The sequence below is a fragment of the Streptomyces sp. NRRL F-5123 genome (assembly GCF_000721495.1).
GTDB lineage: Bacteria > Actinomycetota > Actinomycetes > Streptomycetales > Streptomycetaceae > Actinacidiphila.
The window spans coordinates 108186-125155 of record NZ_JOHY01000001.1; the positions used below are offsets into that span (position 1 = coordinate 108186).

A 16970-nucleotide genomic window follows, 5' to 3' on the forward strand; every position below is an offset into this window, starting at 1 on the left:
GGGGACCCGGGCGACCCGTTCTACCCGGCGGCCAGCCGGCGCAGCGCGGCGCGCGCGGGCGGGCCCCAGGTGGACTTGCCGCCAAGGCGCCCGTGGTCGCCGGCATGACCGATGTGCAGGCACATCAGGGCGCGCGCCACCGCGTGACCGCGGGCCCGTCGCAGCATCGCCGGGTCGGGGGAGGGCCGGTAGGCCTCGTGGAAGCGGTCTGCGGCGCCGTCCGGGAGCAGGATCCAGGCGGCGGCGAGGTCGAAGGCGGGGTCGCCCGCGAAGAGGTCGCCGAAGTCGATCACGCCGCAGAAGGTGCCGTCGGCGGTCAGTACGTTGGCCGGGTGCAGGTCGCCGTGCAGCCACATCGGCGGGCCCGCCCACTCGGGCGCCGCGGCGGCGTCCTCCCAGACCGCCCGGATCGCGTCCGGGGCGTCCACCAGGCCGAGTTCCGCGGCCGAGGCGAGCGCGCCCTCGACGTGCTCGGCGGCGGCCGAGAGCGGACCGCCGCGGCCCCGTCCCGCGGGCGCGCCCTCGGGGGCCGGGCGGTGCAGGGCGGTCAGGAAGGCGGCCAGGGCGTCGGCGGACTCCGCGGCCCGCGTCGCCGGGGCGCGGTCGGCGGGCTCGCCGGGCACCCACGTGGTGACGATCCAGCTGCGCGGGAAGCGCGCGGAGGGTTCGCCCAGGTGCTGCGGGACGGGGACCGGGAGCGGCAGGCCCGGGGCCAGCCCGGGCAGCCAGGCGTGCTCCTTGCGCAGCAGCTCGTCCGCGGACTGCGTCGCCCAGGGCAGCCGTACGGCCAGGTCGTCGCCCAGCCGCCAGATCTGGTTGTCCCATCCGCGCGCCCCGAGCACGATGGGCCGGTCGGCGAGGTCGGGACGCTGCTCGCGCAGCAGCTCCCGGATCAGTTCCTCGGTGATGTCCGTCTCGGTGGCTGTCATGCCGGGCAACGCTAGTGCTGTGACCGGGAGGGTTCCACCGGCTTGCGACGCCCGGCACGGCACCTCGCTGCGTTGCCGCATCGACCGAGTAGGCCCACTACGAGGCCGATCCGGCGCCTTGCGACGCACCGCACGCGGCGCCGGCGCCCTGGGCGGACGCCCGGCCTCCGGCGCCTGCGGCCGGCTTGCGCGCGGTGGCCGTGCCTGCGGCTGCGGCGCCCGCCGCGGTGCTCGCCGCGGAGCGGCGGCGTCCGGGCTGGGCTGCGGCCTTGGTGCCGGACTGGCCGGCGGACCTGGCACCCGACCTGCCCCCGGACTGGCCGCCGGACCTGCCCCCGGACTGGCCGCCGGACCTGCCGCCGGACTGGCCGCCCGACCTCGCGGCGGGCTTGCGCGGCGGGCGGGACTTGGCCGGGGCGGGGGGCTGCGGGACCTCGATCGTGACCGGCGTGCCGGACGGCACGCGGGCCCCGGTGATCTCGGCCAGCTCGGCGTCGCTGGACGTGACGCGGGCGATCCGGGGGCGGATGCCGGCGTGCGACATCAGCCGGGTGACGTCCCGCTTCTGCTCGGGCAGCACCAGCGTGACCACGCTGCCGGAACCCCCCGCGCGGGCGGTACGGCCGCCGCGGTGCAGGTAGTCCTTGTGGTCGGTCGGCGGATCGACGTTCACCACGAGGTCGAGGTCGTCGATGTGTATGCCGCGGGCGGCGACGTTCGTGGCCACCAGCGCGGTGACCTCGCCGCTGCGGAACTGCTCCAGGGTCCGGTTGCGCTGCGGCTGGGAGCGCCCGCCGTGCAGGGCGGCCGCGCGGACCCCGACGGACAGCAGCCGCTTGGTGAGCCGGTCGGCGGACCGCTTGGTGTCGAGGAAGAGGAGGACCCGCCCGTCACGGGCCGCGATGTGCGCGGTGACGGTCTTCTTGTCGGTCTCGTCCTGGAGGTGGAGCACATGGTGCTCCATCGTGGTCACCGCACCGGCGGACGGGTCCACCGAGTGGACCACGGGGTCCGTCAGGAACCGCTGCACCAGGCGGTCGATGTTGTGGTCCAGGGTGGCCGAGAAGAGCATCCGCTGGCCGTCGGGCCGCACCTGCCGGATCAGCTTGGTGATCTGCGGCAGGAAGCCCATGTCGGTCATCTGGTCCGCCTCGTCCAGCACCGTGATGCGGACGTCGTCGAGCACGCAGTCGCCGCGGTCGACGAGGTCGTTGAGCCTGCCGGGGCTCGCGACGACCACCTCGGCGCCGCGCCGCAGCGTCGTGGCCTGCTTGGTGATCGACAGCCCGCCGACCACGGTCGCCAGCCGCAGGTTGACCGCGGTCGCGTACGGCGCCAGCGCGTCCGTCACCTGCTGGGCGAGTTCGCGGGTGGGGACCAGCACGAGGGCCAGCGGTGCCTTGGGCTGCGCGCGCAGCCCGGCGGTCCGGGCCAGCAGGGCGAGCCCGAAGGCCAGCGTCTTGCCGGAGCCGGTGCGTCCGCGCCCCAGCAGGTCGCGGCCGGCGAGCGAGTTGGGCAGCGTGGCGGCCTGGATCGGGAAGGGTGTGGTCAGGCCCTGCGCGGTGAGCGTCGCGAGCAGCCCCGCGGGCATGTCCAGGTCGGCGAACTCCTCGACGGCGGGAAGTGCGGGCGTCGTGTTCTCCGGCACCCGGAATTCCCTGGGCGACGACGGGGCCGACGAGGGCGCGGCGGCGCGGCCGTTCGGCTTCTGGGACCTGCGGGACATGGGGCTGTCTGCCTTCCTGGATACAACACAAACCGGGATCCGCACCGTGACGGTGCGGATCCCGGTGAGCTACTCCGCGTTACGGCTTCGCGTTACGGCAATCAGGCGGGAACGATGTTCTCCGCCTGCGGGCCCTTCTGGCCCTGCGTGACGTCGAAGCTGACCCGCTGGCCCTCGTGGAGCTCACGGAAGCCCTGGGAGGCGATGTTCGAGTAGTGGGCGAAGACGTCCGGGCCGCCGCCGTCCTGCTCGATGAATCCGAAACCCTTTTCGGAGTTGAACCACTTCACGGTTCCCTGTGCCATGACTTTCTCCTTCAGTAGGCAGAGGCCCCATCCGGAGATGCCGGAAAAAACTAATGCGCCTGCAGGAAACATTTCCGTCAGGCGCACATAGGTTCATGGGTACCACAACTGCAACGCATTCATCGTAGCATGGCGGCGGGCCCGCGCGCATACCGGCCGGGAGCGGCCGCGGGCGTCACGCGGGAGCGATGCCGGTGCCGGCCGCCAGATGGGTGGCGACCCGGTCGTGGAAGCTCCTGCGCTCCAGGGCCCGCTCGATGTCGGCGACGGCGCGGGAGAGGGGGTAGGGGATCTCCGCCTCCAGCTCGGCGAGGGCCGCCTCGGTGGCCCGCCACTCGGCCGCCAGCCGGTCGACCACCCGGCGGGCCTCGTCGGTGAGCGCGACCTTCCGGGTCCGCGCGTCGTCCCCCGCGACCGTGGTGACCCACCCGGCCTTCCGCATCGCGGCGACCTTCTGGCTGAGCGCGGAGTGCGTGCGCTGCACGGACTCGGCCAGCTCCGCGATGGTCATGGGCCCGCGGGCGTGCAGCCGGAGCAGCTCCATGACGAAGGCGGGCCTGAGCCCGTCGATCCGCTGGTCGGTGTAGATCCGCGCGATGTCGGCGTCGATCGCGGCCTGGAGCAGGCGCAGCGGCCGCCAGAGGCTCTGCTCCGTGGGGTCGCCCGGGTCGCTGTCCGCCATGCGGGCATCCTAGCCACAGGGCGGGCGGGGCATTCCTTCCGGCAGTCTTGCCGCCCGTCGGGCGCATGGATAGCGTGCCGGTCGTGGCAGATGCGGCGGATTCCGGCGGCGCGTCCCCGGACAGGGCCGACAAGTCCGGTAATGCCGACAGGGCGGATAAGACCGGCGAGGGCGGGAGAACCGGAAAGGCCGGTAGGGAATCCCCGGGGCTGCCCAGAAAGCTGCTGGTCGACATCGGGCCGTTGCGGGATTCGCCGGATTTCCGGCGGTTGTGGTTCGGCCAGACCGTCTCGACGGCGGGGAACATGGTCACGGGCGTCGTGGTGCCGGTCCAGGTCTACGCGATGACCCGGTCCCCGGCGGCGGTCGGAGCGGTGAGCCTGGTGGAGGCCGTGCCCACGATCGCGCTGGGCCTCTTCGGCGGGTCCCTCGCGGATTCCTTCGACCGCCGCCGGCTGTTCGCCCTGACCTCGGGGCTGTCGGCGCTGGTCTCGGTCCTGTTCGCGCTCCAGGCGGCGCTGGGCGTGCGCCGGCCGTGGGTGCTGCTGGTGCTGGCGGGGATCCAGGCGAGCCTGTTCGCACTCAGTACGCCGGTGTCGCGCACCTTCATGCCGCTGCTGCTGCCGGCGGAGCGGTACACCGAGGGCGCGGCCCTGCAGCAGATGTCCTTCCAGGCGAGCATCGTCGCCGGCCCGCTGCTCGCCGGGGTGCTGATCGCTTCGGCGGGCGCGGGGACGGCTTTTGCGGTGGACGCGGTGAGCTTTGCGTTCGTCGTCCATGCGGCGCTGCGGCTGCCGCCGATGCCCGCGCGGCGGAAGACGGAGGCGTCCGGGCTCGCGTCGGTGGGCGAGGGGCTGCGATTCGTGCGCGACCACGCCGCATTGCGGTCGATCCTGCTGCTGGACGTGAACAACACGGTGTTCGGAATGCCGTTCGCCCTCTTTCCCGCATTCGCGGAAGGGCAGTTGCACGGCGGCCCGCGGACCGCCGGCCTGCTCTACGCGGCGCCCGCGGCCGGCGGGGTGCTCGCGGCCGCGATGTCGGGCGGGCTGCCGGGCGTGCGCCGCCAGGGGCGGGCGCTGCTCGCGGCCGGCTGCTGCTGGGGGCTGGCGGTCGCGGGATTCGGGCTCGCGCGGTCGCTGTGGCTCGCGGTGCCGCTGCTGGCGCTCGCCGGCGCGGCGGACATGGTCGGCGGCGTCCTCCGGTCGGCGATCCTGCAGACCCGCACCCCGGACGCCCTGCGCGGCCGGGTGAACGCCGTGGGCTTCGTGACGGGCGAGGCCGGACCGCGGCTGGGCAACGCCGAGGCGGGCGCGGTGGGCTCCCTCGTCTCACCGGCGTTCAGCGCCGTCAGCGGGGGAGCCGCCTGCCTCGCGGGTCTCGTCCTCACCGCGGCCACGACCCCCGCGCTGCTGCGGTACGAGCCCGTCCCGCAGCCCGGACCGTCCGCCCCGGTGGCGAGCACCTCCTGACCCGGCGGGGTGGCAGTCCGTTCCCGCGGTGGGCCACCTTTCGCACATCGAGCGGCCGGACGCCCCGGACGCCCTGGTCGAGGCCCACCCGCGCCGTACCGCCACCCGCCCGGCGCCAGGTGAGCCGTGGCCCCGCGCGGCCGGCCCGCCTCAGCCGCCGGAGGCCTCCTCAGGGCCGGATTCCGGGCGCAGCCGAGGGGTGCCGGGCGGCTGCGGGGTGATCAGGCGCTGGACGCGCTCGGCCATCAGGCGTTCGGAGTGGCGGACGGCGGCGGTGGCGCGCAGCAGGGCGTCCAGCCGGGTCATCAGGGCGTCGGCGTCCCGGTAGCCCTGGTCGTGCAGGGTGCGGTAGCGGCCGGGGGAGAAGTCGAGGGGGCCGCTCACGCCGCCGAGGGGGCCAGGGGGGACCAGCGGGCGGGCGGGGCGGATCTGCAGGAGGGTGAGGCCGTCGTGCTCGTCGGCGCGGACCGTTTCGCCCGGGGCGAGGTGGACGACGATCACCACGTCGCAGTGGTCGACGTCGGCCAGGGCGCGGATCGGGGTGTTGTCGCCGCCGAGGAAGCCGTCGCGGTAGTAGCCGCTGCCGGCGCTGCGCGGCGGGAAGAGCAGCGGCAGGGCGGCGCTGCCCAGCACCGTGTCCACCACCTCCTGGTCGGAGAGCGTGTTGAGTTCCACCATCCGGGAGCGCAGGCCCCGGTAGCGGCGGAGCACCTGTGCGGCGGCCTGCGCGGCGCGCAGCCGGAAGAAGATCAGCGGGATCGGCGCCTCCACCGGGTAGACCGCGACCCGGCACGGTATTCCGGTGCGCAGCGCCGCCGTGTCGACGGACGCGCGCACCAGGCGTTCGAGGTCGCCGCGCCGCGACAGCATGCGCAGCAGCCGCGGGGCCAGGTTGCCGAACTGGACGGTGAACTCCTCCTCCGTCCCGTCCGCCGGACCGAACGGTCCTGCCCCGAATCGCCCGGTGAACCACTCCCACGCCTCGCCGAGCCGGTCCGCGCCCGCCGCCAGGTCCGGGGAGGAGGCCAGCACCGCCGCGTTGAGGGCTCCGATGCTCGTCCCCGCCACCGCGGTCAGCTCCACCCCGGCCTCCGCGAGCCGGCGCACCGCCCCGACCTGGTACGCGCCCTTGGCCGCGCCGCCCGCGAGCACCAGCCCCACCCGGTGCTCGGGCGGCGGCGCGAGCGGCAGCGGCTGCAGCCCCTCGCGCCGGGCGGCGACCGGCGGCACGGGGCGCGCGGCGAGGGCCTCGGCCCGCGCGACGAGCGGGGCGACCTCGTCCGGGCCCTTCGCGGGCGTGGCGCCGCCCATCACACGCTCCCTTCCCCGACGGGATCCGGGACCGGCACCGCGTCCGCGACCGCCTCCGGGAGGGTGCCGGGTCCGCCCGGCGCGAGCCCGCGGCCGACCCGCCCGCGGGCCGCCCGCGCCGCGTCCGCCTGCTCCTCCACCGCCCAGCGCACGAACTCCTGCGCGGTCATCGCCCCGGGCCTGGTCAGGCACTCCGCGAAGGTGTCCTGACGGGCCTGGTGGATGAGGTGCGCCTGCTGCTCCTGCGGCCGCAGCACCGCGAGCTCCAGGGTGCGCGCGGTGACCAGGGCGAGCGGGCCGTGCGGCGGGCGCAGCCCGGGCGGCAGCCCCGCGCCGAGCAGCTCGGCGACCATCAGCCGGTCGTCCGCGCCCGGCAGCCCGGCCAGCACGTGCGAGAGCAGGGCCGCGAGCGGCAGCCGCTCCCGCCACCCCAGCGCCTCGCGCAGCTCCCCGTACCCGGGGTCGGCGAGCAGCTCGTCGGTCAGCCGCTCGCGCCACTCCCGGTCGCCGGTGGCCGCCTCGTGCTCCCCGGGCTTGCCCGCGGCGAGCTGCCGGGCGAGCAGCAGCGCCTGGACGGGCCAGGGCAGCGAGCGGTAGGCCCCGTACGTACGCCACTTGCGCATCAGCGCGTCCACCGTGTCCCGGGAGTTCTGCCACAGCTCGCCGTGGACCTGCCGCCGCTCCAGCTCCAGCAGGGCGGCGGCGTGGACGTCCAGGAGTGCCGCGTGGGTGTCGAGGCGCTGCTCGACGGCGTCCAGCCGGCGGGAGGTGATGTCCATGAACGAGGCCACCACCGACGCCAGTTCGGAGACCTCGCCGAGGCTCTGCCGGGCGAGCAGGCCGCTGTCCTCGGTCTCCCGCGCCAGCTCGTCCAGCCGGGTCGACACCAGCGCCACGTTGAGGTTGGTGAAGGACAGGTGCTCGCCCAGGTCGCGGACCAGGTCGACGGTGAGGCGCTGGGCGCGGGCCAGCGCCTGGGTCCCCTGCACCTCGCGCTTGCGGTCCGCGCCCGTGCCCTTCGACCACAGGCGCCGGAAGAAGCCTTCCCCGGCCCGGTGGTCCGCGAGGTGGCCGGCGGTCTCGGTGCTGTTGACGATCTCCACGAGGGCCCGGTCGGCGACGAGCGGGATCCGCTCGGCGAGCACCCGCAGGTCCATGACGCTCATGCCGTGTCCCTCCCCGTGCCCCCGGCCGCGGTACGGACGACCACCGGCACGGTCCGCTCCCCGGCCGGGGCGGCGCGGTCCGTCAGCACGGTCGGCAGCGTGAGCCGCTTGTCGTTCAGCCGGTATGCGGGCAGCACCACGTATGCGGCGCGCCGCCCGTAACCGCACTCGGGCGAGAAGAGGATCGCGGTCTCCGGCGTCACCACCGGCTCCGGGGGCGAGAAGTCGAAGGCGGGGCGGTACTTCAGCCCGCTGGCGGCGCGGTGCAGCCCGGCCGCCCTGGCGGCGAGTTCCGCGACCTCGGCCCGCTCCCGCGTGCCCTCCGCACCCGCGGGGACGAGCAGCCGCTCCAGCGCGGCCAGGTCCACCTCGTCGGCCGCGATCAGCAGCTCCGCGCTCGCGCGCCGCGCCGTCGCCTCGTCGCGCACCCGGGCCCAGTGCGCGTCCGGCGACTGGTCCGCGGGATCCCACGTCCGGCCCGGAGCGAGCGTGACGGCCTGCTCCACCAGCCGGACGAGTTCCCGGTCGCCCAGCAGCTTCTGCCACTTCGCGCCGAGTTCGGCGTGCCGGTCGTGCTGGTCGTCCTGGAGCCGGCTCAAGGCGCCCTGGATCAGCGCCAGCTGCGCCTGCTGCCGGGCGAGCACCTCGTTCGCGGCCTTCAGCTTGTCGTCGAGCTCCTTCGCTGTCTTCGTCAGGTCAGCGGTCGAGCGGACGAGCAGTTTCAGCTTGTCCTCGACATCATTGGGTCCACCGGTCAGCAGCCAGCGGAACATGAACAGCAGTCGGCGCAGCACCTCTTCCACTTCCTTTTCCGTGAGGTCCTTCAGATCCGCCGGGTCGACCAGACCCAGCAGATCCGTCAGACGGTGTCCGGCAGATGCGCCCCCGTGGCGCGCCTGCCTGAATCCCGGCCCGGTCCTGTCGTGGTCGTGCACGTCGTGGGCCTCCTTCCGTGCTCGGCTGCCCCGGCGGCGGGCGGTTCCCGTGCCGGGCGTGGTGGCGTGCGCTCCGTCGCGCGGACTCAGCGCATCCGGGCGAAGGCGACGGTGCCCCTGGTGATCTCGCCGGTCCGGTCGTCGCGCATCTCGACCCTGATCTGGGTGTCGCCGAAGTACATCCGCAAGGTGAAGCAGTCCTGGCTGCTCCTGCGCCGGAAGTGGCGGGGCACAGGCACCATGAGGGTCCCGGCCTGCTGGCATCCGGTGTCGTCGGTGTAGCGGGGGGCGGTGTCCCTGGTCCGGTAGAACTCCAGCTCCACCTGGGTGGACCTGCGGTCGACCGGGCGCAGGTCGGGCACCTCCACGTACTCGCCGACCTCGACCGTCTGCCCCCGGACGACGGCGATCTGGAAGCGGTTGCCGCACAGCGCCTGGCCGTTGACGACGCCGCGCCGCTCGGCGCCGTCCTGCTCCTCCCACGGCTGGCACAGCGCCACCCCGTAGGTGAAGCGGGCCTGGTGGGAGGCGATCATTCCCGGGTCGTAGGCGTAGTGCACGGCGCCGTCGAGGACGGCGCAGTCATGACGGGCGGGGCGCAGGATGCGGATGCGGTCGCCGAACCGCCGGTGGATGCGCTCGCGCAGATAGCTGCTGCCGGAGAAGCCCCCGACCAGCAGCAGGTACTCCTGCGGCGCGCCGCCCGCGTCGGGGGCCTTGGCCGGGGTCCTGGCCATGGCCGCCAGCTGCTTGTCGATCTGCGCCAGGATCGGGTCGACCAGGCCGTCGTAGACGCCCTGCACCTCCGCGGCGGTGAACTCCAGGCGGTAGCGGCGGCCGCTCGCCGCGGTCAGCTGCTGCCGGTGGTCCTCGCCGAGCAGCTCCCAGACCGTGCCGGGCACCTCCACCCGCAGGTAGCTCGAATCCGCGAGCCGCAGCTCGCCGGTCGTGCCGTCGGAGACCGTGACCAGGTCGTCGACCTTGTGGCGCTCCCACTGCTCGACCATCCGCTGCAGCTCGTCGGGGTGGGTCGTCGCCAGCCGCGACACCAGGTCCGCGCCGAGCCGGTCGGCCAGCAGCTCGGTCCTGAAGGCGTGGTCCAGGAACTCGGAGCCGAGCCGGCCCCCGCAGACCGCGCCGATCTCGGCCAGCAGGATCGTTCCGTCCTTGAGGGATTCGTAGGCGGTGATGTCGACGGTCCCGCCGCCGCAGTCGACCACCATGAAGCGCGTGCCGGCTTTCATGAGCGGCACCCGGTCGGTCTGCCCGGTGCCGTCGATGGCCAGCGCCAGCGAGAGGTACGCCGTGATGGCAGCGGCCTCCGGCTCGTAGGCCAGCAGCAGCCGCTCCTCGTCGTCCGGGAAGCCGGCCGTGACGGCCGCCTCGCGCATCAGCTGCTTGTCGTGCTCGTCCCAGATCGCCGGGACGGTCAGGCACCAGCGCACCTGGTGGGGCAGGACGCCGGAGCCGGACATCTCCTCCTCGGCGGCGGCGCGCACCTTGGCCAGGCACCCGGTCACCAGCGCGCGGACCGCCGCCGTGTCGTGGATGTCGGCGGTGCCCAGCGCCTGGGCGACGCCCATCTCGCCGGTGTCCGCGCGCAGCGCCATCTTGTAGCCGGTCGCGTAGCCCCAGCCCTTCGTGGCCTGGGTCTCCAGCAGCTGGATCCACCGGGCACGCGCCGCGATGCCCCATTCGGCCACAGCGCCGTCCGCGTCGGTGAGCAGCGCGGAGAGGTTCTTCGCCGGAGTGATCTCGTACTTGCCGATCGGTTTGTAGGACGACCGCACGATGGTGCGTTCGCCGGGGACGTCGTTCAGCGGCTCGATGACCGACCAGGCGTAGCCCGTGCCGTGGGTGCCGAAGTCGACGGCGGCGGCGACCCTGACAGTGCCGGTCTCGGGTGTGGTGTCCATGGCGTGCTCCCCTGTGCGCGGGCGTGCGCGGCGGCGCGGGCCGCGGGCGCTCCTGGTGTGCGCGATGGGTCCAGTCTCGGCCGGTTCGCGCCGCCTTCACGGTGTTGCGGTGTTGCCTGCCGCGCGGGCGCGCTACGCTCCCCGACCGTGCCCAGGCTGACCTGTTTCGCACCGGCCACCGACGGCGGCCAAGACCTGCTGGACCGTCATGTCGCCCCGCTCGCCGAAGCGTTGTGCGCCGAACTGCGCGTCGTACGGCCGCCCGCCGACCGGCGCGAGGGGATGCGCGCGGAGTTCGGCCGCACCGACGTGACGATCTGGGACGCCTCACTGGAGGACGAGCGCGGCGTCTACGACGCGATGACGATGTGGACGAAGCTGCGCCGCAAGAACGTGATCGTCAGCCGCACCCCGCTGCCGCGCAACGTGCTGACGTGGCACCAGTTCGCACCCGTGCACGGCAGCACGTTCGGCAACGACGCGATCGGGGCCTGGCTCGCCCGCCACCTGGCGGCCCGGTTCGGCGTCCCGCTCCCGGAACCGGCCCTGGACGGCCCGTCGCCCGCGGGGCACTACTGGATGTACGACCGGCCCGCCGAGCACTTCCTGAGCTTCCGCGGCACGCACCAGCAGGCGGCGGAGGCCTGGCGGGAGGCCTTCGAGCGGGACCGCGGCACGACCGTGCGGATGGTGCCGCCGTGCGAGTTCTCCTACCCCACCGAGGTGGTCACCCGGGCCCAGATGTGGGAGGGCGTCGCCCGGCTCCAGCGCGAGATCGAGGCCACCTCCCGCATCCTCGTCTACCTCACCGGCGACTACGCCGACTCCTTCTGGTGCGCCGGCGAGCTGATGTGCGCCGCGTACATGCTGCTGCACACCCAGGGCGTGCGGCTCGGCCGGCTGCCCAGGATCGCGGACGCGCAGGTCGTGCTGCCCGGCGTGCCCGGCACGACACCGCTGACGGAGGCCGCCGCCCGCGGGCTGCTCCGGCTGCCGGACCACGGGCAGGTACGGCGGCTGACCGTGCTGCTGACCAACTGCGACCCGGTCTCCGCCGCGCCCGAGAGCCGCATCGCGCCGACCGGGCCCGCCCGCCCGCTCTCCCGGGTGCTGCGGCGCTGGGGCTTCTACGACCCGGAGGTGGTGCAGGAGCACTTCTGGTCCCGGGTGCGGGTGCCCTGCCCGCGCTGCGCCCCGCACGGCCGCGCGCCGGACGCGCTGGACTGGGACGCGTTCCTGCGCGCGCCGGAGCAGTCCGGCGGCGTCGACGCCTTCGGCTACTTCGACGCCCCGCAGGACGGCCTGACCGCGGGCCGCGTCGCCTGCCCCGGCTGCGGCCGCGACTGCCGGCTGGTCAACCGCCGGGGGGTGCGCACGCTGTGGATGCCGCTGCTGACGACGGAGGCGGACCGGGACCGCCCGGTGGTCGTCCGCACGCCGGTGTGGGAGGTGCTGACGGACGGCTGAGCGCCGGCTGCCGGGAGCACCGCGACCGGTGCGCCGCCGGGCGCGCTGCCCTGCCGCGGAGGGCCGGTACGCGGCCTGCCGCGCTCAGCGGGGGGCGGGGACCCAGGGCAGGGCCAGCCGGTCGCCGTCCCGGCGCGGGACGACGTGCAGGTGCAGGTGGAAGACCGTCTGCGTGGCCTCGGCGCCGCAGCTGGTGATGATGTTGCACGACGGATAGCGGCCCGCCAGCCGCGCCGCGTGCCGCATGGCCGCGGCGGCGACCTCGGGGTCGGCCGCCGCGTCGGCCACATGGCGGCGCGGCACGACCAGGACGTGGCCCTCGGTCACCGGGCCGCGCGGTGTCAGTGCCACCGCGTCCGGCCACCGCTCCACCACGGCGGGGTGGCCGGGCGTGTCCAGCAGCTCGCAGAAGGGGCATCCGGCCGCCGGGCCCCCGGCCCCGTCACGCGCTCCCTCGGCCATCGTCGTCCTCACCGCAGTCGCCGTCCCTGCGGCCATTGTCACCGAACGCGTGGGGAAGCGCGTAGGCCGCGGAGACCCGGCTACGGAGTGTCGCCGGGTCCGGGCAGCGCGCGGATCGCCCGCACCAGGTCGGTGGCCGGGCGGTGACGGGGGGCACGCTCCAAGGACAGGGCGAGCAGGCGCAGTTCACCGCGGGCGGTCGCGGAGTGGGTGGCGGACGTGGCCCGCAGTGCGCGGCGGCCCAGCTCGACCGCCTCCTGCAGCTCGCCGCCCTCCGCCAGCGCCCGCGCGGCCCTGGCCCCGAACAGCGCGCGGATCCGGCGGCCCTCCACCCGATGCGCGGGGCCCAGCGCGGAGTGCAGCAGCTCGGCGGCCAGCCGGGGACGCCCGAGGTCGGTCCAGCACCAGCCCGTCACGAGCTGCCCGGGGTCGCCGATGGCGGCGGAGCCGATGAGCAGGGCGTCGGGCCGCTCGTCCGGCTGCGCCGACCACAGCTCGCGGGCCTGCTCCAGCGCCCGCATGGCGGCGACGACCTCGCCGCGCATGGCGTGGCCCTGGGCGGCGCGCTGGGCGGCGAAGGCGCGGACCCGCACGCCGTACTCACGGGTGTGCCGCACGCGTTCGCACAGCTCGACCACGGTCTCCGCGCTGCCCGCGTACATCGCCAGCTCGGCCTGCCGCACCCTGCTGTAGGCGCGCAGGTCGTGGAATCTGCCGAGGGAGGCGAGCCGGCCCGCTTCCGCGGTCCAGCGTGCCGCCTCCGCGGGGCGCCCGCTCTCCTGGGCCATCCAGCCGGCGAACTCCGCGGTGTGCGCGGCCAGCCTGAGCAGGGTGCGGTCGAGGGTGTGCCCGGCGAGGGCGATGTCCCGCAGCGAGCGGGCCTGCTCGGCGACGCTGGGCAGCACGACGTGCGCGGGCACCTGCCGCCCCAGCACCCGCAGATGCCAGGCGGCGGCCCCGAACGCCGCGGCGACGGCGGCGGAGTCGCGCGGGTCCGGCACCCACGGGACGGGGCCGGCCGAGTCGTCCGGTACGTCGTCCGCGCCCTGTGAGCCGCCGCCCGCGGGCTCCGTACCGTCGCCCGGCAGCAGCGCGAGCAGCCGTCCGCGGGCGTCCACCGCGCGGTCGCACAGCCGGGCGACGCCGTGGCCCGGCTGCCGCAGGCCGCGCTCGATCCGGCTGATGTGCGCCGGGCTGCACTGCGTCTCGCGGGCGAGCGTGCGCAAGGACATGCCGGCCGCCTCGCGCAGCCGGCGCAGCTCCTCCCCGAACCGCGGCTCCGGCTGCGCCCTCGGTCCCGCCTCGTGCCGTGCCCCGTGCTCCGGCCCTTCCCCCGACCCTTTCCCCACCCCTGGCTCCGCTTCCTGCTCCGACTCTTGCTCCGTACGGCCGTGGCCGACTGCGCGCTGCACCACCTGCCCGCTTCCCCCCGGGTCGGTACTGCGACGGTATGAGATATCGTCAGATTACCCTCTTCATGACCCCTCTCGGGGGCACTTCGGACGAATGAATTCCGCCACCGGCGGGGACGTTTCCGCCCGGCAGTACCGGAGGTGTCGGTCGCGTGGTAATGCCGACGGGTAGTCGGTAGCCCGCGTCGGCGCCGCCCACCCGGGGGGCCGCGGTGTCCGTCCGCTCCGCCCGGCTGCTGTCCGGGCTGCTCGCGGGGACCGCGGTCACGCACCTCGCGGTGCCGAAGCCGCAGGACGCGATCGTCCCGCGGTTCCTGCCCGGCCGCCCCCGCGACCGGACGAACGCCGGCGCTGCCGAACCCGCCCTCGCCGCAGCCCTGCCGGCCCCACCACGGCAGCAGGAGCAGCGCCGCGAGCCCCGCGGCTCCCCGATCCGCTGCCCGCCCTCCGCCGCCGCGTCCCCGGCGGGGAGATCGTCACCGGGCGCGGCGCACGCCCTCGGGGCCGCCCGCGAGCCGCCGGGTCACCTGCGGCCCGTCCGGTCCGGGCATCCGGACGTCCACCAGGGCCGTGTCCGGCCGCAGTTCGCAGGCCGGCGCCGGCGTCGCGACCCCGTTCGCGGCCTCGCCCGCGACGGTGACGTCGGGCTGGTTCTCCAGGGCCGGCCGCAGCCCGCGCCGCACCATTTCCTGGTCGTCGGCGATCGGCGCACGTATGGTCGTGATCGGCCCACGGTGCCAGGCGGCCGGGTGGGGCGGGCGGGGCGGACCGGCCATTGTGTGCGTGTTCACGCCAGTTGGCACCGGCTTATCGCGACATCGGTTGTATTAACATAGCGTCATGACACATGTGCGCCCAGCAAGTGAATCGGAAGCCGCAGGTCCCGCGGGGGCCCGGCGCCGGCCGGGCGGCCGCACCCGGCGTATCCGCTTACAGGTGATCGAGGCGGTGCTCCTGGAGCTGGTGGAGTCCGGCTACGACACCCTCACCGTGGACGCCGTTGCGGCCCGTGCCGGTGTCCACCGTACGACGGTCTACCGCCGGTGGCGGGACATCGGCGGTCTGCTCGCCGACGTCGTCGACGCCGCGGCCGGCGCCGACTGGCAGCCGGAGAACACCGGTTCGCTGCGGGGCGACCTCGCCGCCCTCAACCAGCAGATCCAGACGGTCCTGACCGGCGAGCCGCCGGTCACCGCGGCCCTGATCGCCGCCTCCTTCCGCTCCGAGCAGGCCTCCCGCGCACTGCAGCGCTTCTGGGACGACCGCTACGCCCGCTTCGAGATCCTCGTGCACCGCGCCGCCGAGCGCGGCGAGATCCCCGCGCGCACCCATGCCCGGCATCTGCTCGTCGCCGCCACCGCGCCGCTCTACCACCACCTGGTGCTCCTGCGCATGCCCCCGGACCCGGGGCTGGCCGACCGCGCCGCGACGGCCGCCGCGGTGGCCGCGGCCGCGGGCGCCTTCAGTGACCCGCCGCCGGACGTCGCGTGACCACGTGCCGTCCCGGGACGCCGGCGCCCGGAAACGCGGACGTTCCGGCCCCCGCGGGGCGCGCGGGGGCCGGAACGGGGAGGGGCGGTGCGGGTCAGGAAGGCAGCGTCCAGTGCTGGTTGGAGCTGTTGAAGCAGGTCCAGATCTGCAGCCGGGTGCCGTTGGCGGAACTCGGCCCGGTGGCGTCCAGGCACTTGCCCGAGCCGGTGTTGACCAGCTCGCCGTTGGACTGCTTCTGCCAGGACTGCGCCGCCGTCCCGTTGCAGTCGTAGAGCTGCACCTGCGTGCCGTCGGCGGTGCCGGCGGACGCCACGTCCATGCACTTGCCGAGCGCCTTGAGCGTCCTGTCCGAACCGACCGTCCACTGCTGGGCGCCGGTGCCGTTGCAGTCGTAGAGCTGGACGGCCGCGCCGTTTGCCGAACTGGCGCCCGCGACGTCCACGCACTTGCCGCCGTAACCGGTGATCTGGCCGGTGCCGCCGCTCGGCGGCGGGGTGGTGCTGCCGCCGGTGATCTGGTTGAAGATCCGCGAGTACGCGTAGCCGGTCGGCTTGTCGTAGTAGTCGACCTCCCAGAAGGACAGCTCCTGCACGCCGTTGGTGGCGGCGAAGCTCTCCAGCGTCTGGGCGTCGGACTGCGAGAAGTACTCGCTGTCGTCGTTCTGCCCGGCGATCGGGGTCAGGCCGAGGCGGTTGTACGCGGCCGTCGTCGATATGCCGTACAGGCCGGCGAGCTGGCTCGCGGTGCCGCGCGCCGCGGACAGGGCGTCGTTGAGCGCGTTCTGCCCGTTGCCGAAGTCCATCGTCATGATGTTGACGGCGCCGACATTGACGCCCTTGCTTTTGGCGTCGCTGAGCACGTTGTACTCCTGGGAGGGCAGCCCGCCCGGGTCGACCGCGAGGGTGTAGGCGACCTGGACCGCCGGGTTCTGCGCCTGGAGGGCGGCGAGCGCCTGGTTGCGGCGCTGGTTGGCGGCGGTGTCGCCGAGGGTGCCGCCCTCGATGTCGAAGTCGAGCCGGTTGACGCCGTAGGTGTTGACGATGTTGGCGTAGGCCGCCGTCAGCGAGGAGACCGAGGTGCAGGTCTGGGCCAGCTCGCCGCCCTCGGCGCCGCCGGAGGAGATGATCACGTTGCCGCCCGCCGCCTGGAGCGCGCTGATCTGCGAGGCGTAGGCGCCGATGCCCTCGCCGCTCGCCTCCCAGTACGGGGTGCAGCCGGACCGGGGGATCAGGAAGGCGAGCGTGTAGTTCTTCAGCCCGGTGGCGTTCATGTCCGCCGCCATGTCGTTGGCGGTGTTGCCGTCGATCTGGAGGTAGGGGGCGGCGAAATGGGCCGGCAGTGCCGGGCCCGCCGCCTGGGCGCTGCCCGCACCGCTGATGACGGCGCCGGTGGCGGCGAGGCCCAGTGCTGCTGCGGTGGCGATGCAGTGTTTGACGCGCATGATGTGCTCCATGGGGGCCGGGGGGTGGGGTGTTCTCGGCCGAGCAGACCGGAGTTTGCGGGTCGCGGTGACACCGCGTCAAGGCTTCTGTCAGGAAGCTTTACTGGCAATTGAGGCCGTCACCACTCGCATCCATCCCGCCGGATGCGCTGACCTGTGCGTTCAGGTTGAGCGGTCACGACGGCCGGGACCCCTCGCTGGAAGCCTTTGTCCGTACAGGAGTTGAAGCCGAGTTCCTACGGGAGGGCTCAGGGG

Annotated in this window: 15 protein-coding genes; 3 read left to right on the forward strand and 12 right to left on the reverse strand. The window is 74.5% G+C overall.

The annotated features are described in order from the left end of the window. Positions 1 to 20 precede the first annotated feature (20 nt). The 4 genes from IH54_RS0100485 to IH54_RS0100500 all read right to left on the reverse strand — a co-directional run bounded on the left by IH54_RS0100485 (position 21) and on the right by IH54_RS0100500 (position 3642). Complete coding sequence (locus IH54_RS0100485) at positions 21 to 929, reverse strand: phosphotransferase (protein WP_031512001.1); 909 nt, start codon at positions 927 to 929, stop codon at positions 21 to 23. 97 nt (positions 930 to 1026) lie between these two features. Beyond that, complete coding sequence (locus IH54_RS0100490) at positions 1027 to 2655, reverse strand: DEAD/DEAH box helicase (RefSeq protein ID WP_052396905.1); 1629 nt, start codon at positions 2653 to 2655, stop codon at positions 1027 to 1029. A 101-nt stretch (positions 2656 to 2756) separates the two neighbouring features. After that, positions 2757 to 2960, reverse strand: coding sequence for a cold-shock protein (locus IH54_RS0100495; protein WP_031512004.1), 204 nt, complete (start codon positions 2958 to 2960; stop codon positions 2757 to 2759). 175 nt (positions 2961 to 3135) lie between these two features. Continuing rightward, on the reverse strand, positions 3136 to 3642 hold the full coding sequence (locus tag IH54_RS0100500; protein WP_031512006.1) for a MarR family winged helix-turn-helix transcriptional regulator: 507 nt from the start codon (positions 3640 to 3642) through the stop codon (positions 3136 to 3138). A gap of 83 nt (positions 3643 to 3725) precedes the next feature. Between IH54_RS0100500 and IH54_RS0100505 the strand changes: the two genes are divergently transcribed. Further along, a complete protein-coding gene (locus IH54_RS0100505) occupies positions 3726 to 5114 on the forward strand; it encodes an MFS transporter (RefSeq protein WP_199923308.1) in 1389 nt (462 codons plus the stop codon). Positions 5115 to 5264: 150 nt separating this feature from the next. Here the strand turns inward: IH54_RS0100505 and IH54_RS0100510 are convergent, their stop codons facing one another. The 4 genes from IH54_RS0100510 to IH54_RS0100525 form a co-directional block, all read right to left on the reverse strand. Continuing rightward, positions 5265 to 6425 (reverse strand): patatin-like phospholipase family protein, encoded by a 1161-nt coding sequence (locus IH54_RS0100510; RefSeq protein WP_031512009.1) that lies wholly within the window; start codon positions 6423 to 6425, stop codon positions 5265 to 5267. Then, on the reverse strand, positions 6425 to 7591 hold the full coding sequence (locus IH54_RS0100515; RefSeq protein WP_031512010.1) for a hypothetical protein: 1167 nt from the start codon (positions 7589 to 7591) through the stop codon (positions 6425 to 6427). The genes IH54_RS0100510 and IH54_RS0100515 overlap by 1 nt, the downstream gene beginning before the upstream one ends. Further along, entirely contained in the window at positions 7588 to 8526 is a 939-nt protein-coding gene (locus tag IH54_RS0100520; protein WP_031512011.1) for a hypothetical protein, read from the reverse strand. The genes IH54_RS0100515 and IH54_RS0100520 overlap by 4 nt, the downstream gene beginning before the upstream one ends. Positions 8527 to 8612: 86 nt before the next feature. Next, positions 8613 to 10442, reverse strand: a complete 1830-nt coding sequence (locus tag IH54_RS0100525) for an Hsp70 family protein (RefSeq protein ID WP_031512013.1) — start codon at positions 10440 to 10442, stop codon at positions 8613 to 8615. A gap of 147 nt (positions 10443 to 10589) precedes the next feature. On the opposite strand from IH54_RS0100525, the gene IH54_RS41250 reads away from it, so the two are divergent. Further along, entirely contained in the window at positions 10590 to 11909 is a 1320-nt protein-coding gene (locus IH54_RS41250) for a hypothetical protein (RefSeq protein WP_159011579.1), read from the forward strand. 84 nt (positions 11910 to 11993) lie between these two features. Here the strand turns inward: IH54_RS41250 and IH54_RS42670 are convergent, their stop codons facing one another. The 3 genes from IH54_RS42670 to IH54_RS46475 all read right to left on the reverse strand — a co-directional run bounded on the left by IH54_RS42670 (position 11994) and on the right by IH54_RS46475 (position 14574). After that, positions 11994 to 12371, reverse strand: coding sequence for an HIT family protein (locus IH54_RS42670; protein WP_078861811.1), 378 nt, complete (start codon positions 12369 to 12371; stop codon positions 11994 to 11996). Between the two features lie 80 nt (positions 12372 to 12451). Continuing rightward, positions 12452 to 13786: a helix-turn-helix domain-containing protein gene (locus IH54_RS0100540; protein WP_324607728.1), complete on the reverse strand. Its 1335-nt coding sequence runs from the start codon at positions 13784 to 13786 to the stop codon at positions 12452 to 12454. 473 nt (positions 13787 to 14259) lie between these two features. Next, positions 14260 to 14574, reverse strand: a complete 315-nt coding sequence (locus tag IH54_RS46475; RefSeq protein WP_324607729.1) for a response regulator transcription factor — start codon at positions 14572 to 14574, stop codon at positions 14260 to 14262. 49 nt (positions 14575 to 14623) lie between these two features. Here IH54_RS46475 and IH54_RS0100550 point away from each other — a divergent pair, with 49 nt between their 5' ends. Next, the gene (locus IH54_RS0100550; RefSeq protein ID WP_031512021.1) at positions 14624 to 15274 is read left to right on the forward strand and encodes a TetR/AcrR family transcriptional regulator; all 651 of its coding nucleotides are present in this window, start codon (positions 14624 to 14626) and stop codon (positions 15272 to 15274) included. 94 nt (positions 15275 to 15368) lie between these two features. Here the strand turns inward: IH54_RS0100550 and IH54_RS0100555 are convergent, their stop codons facing one another. Then, complete coding sequence (locus IH54_RS0100555) at positions 15369 to 16715, reverse strand: ricin-type beta-trefoil lectin domain protein (protein WP_063762153.1); 1347 nt, start codon at positions 16713 to 16715, stop codon at positions 15369 to 15371. Between the last annotated feature and the right edge of the window lie 255 nt (positions 16716 to 16970).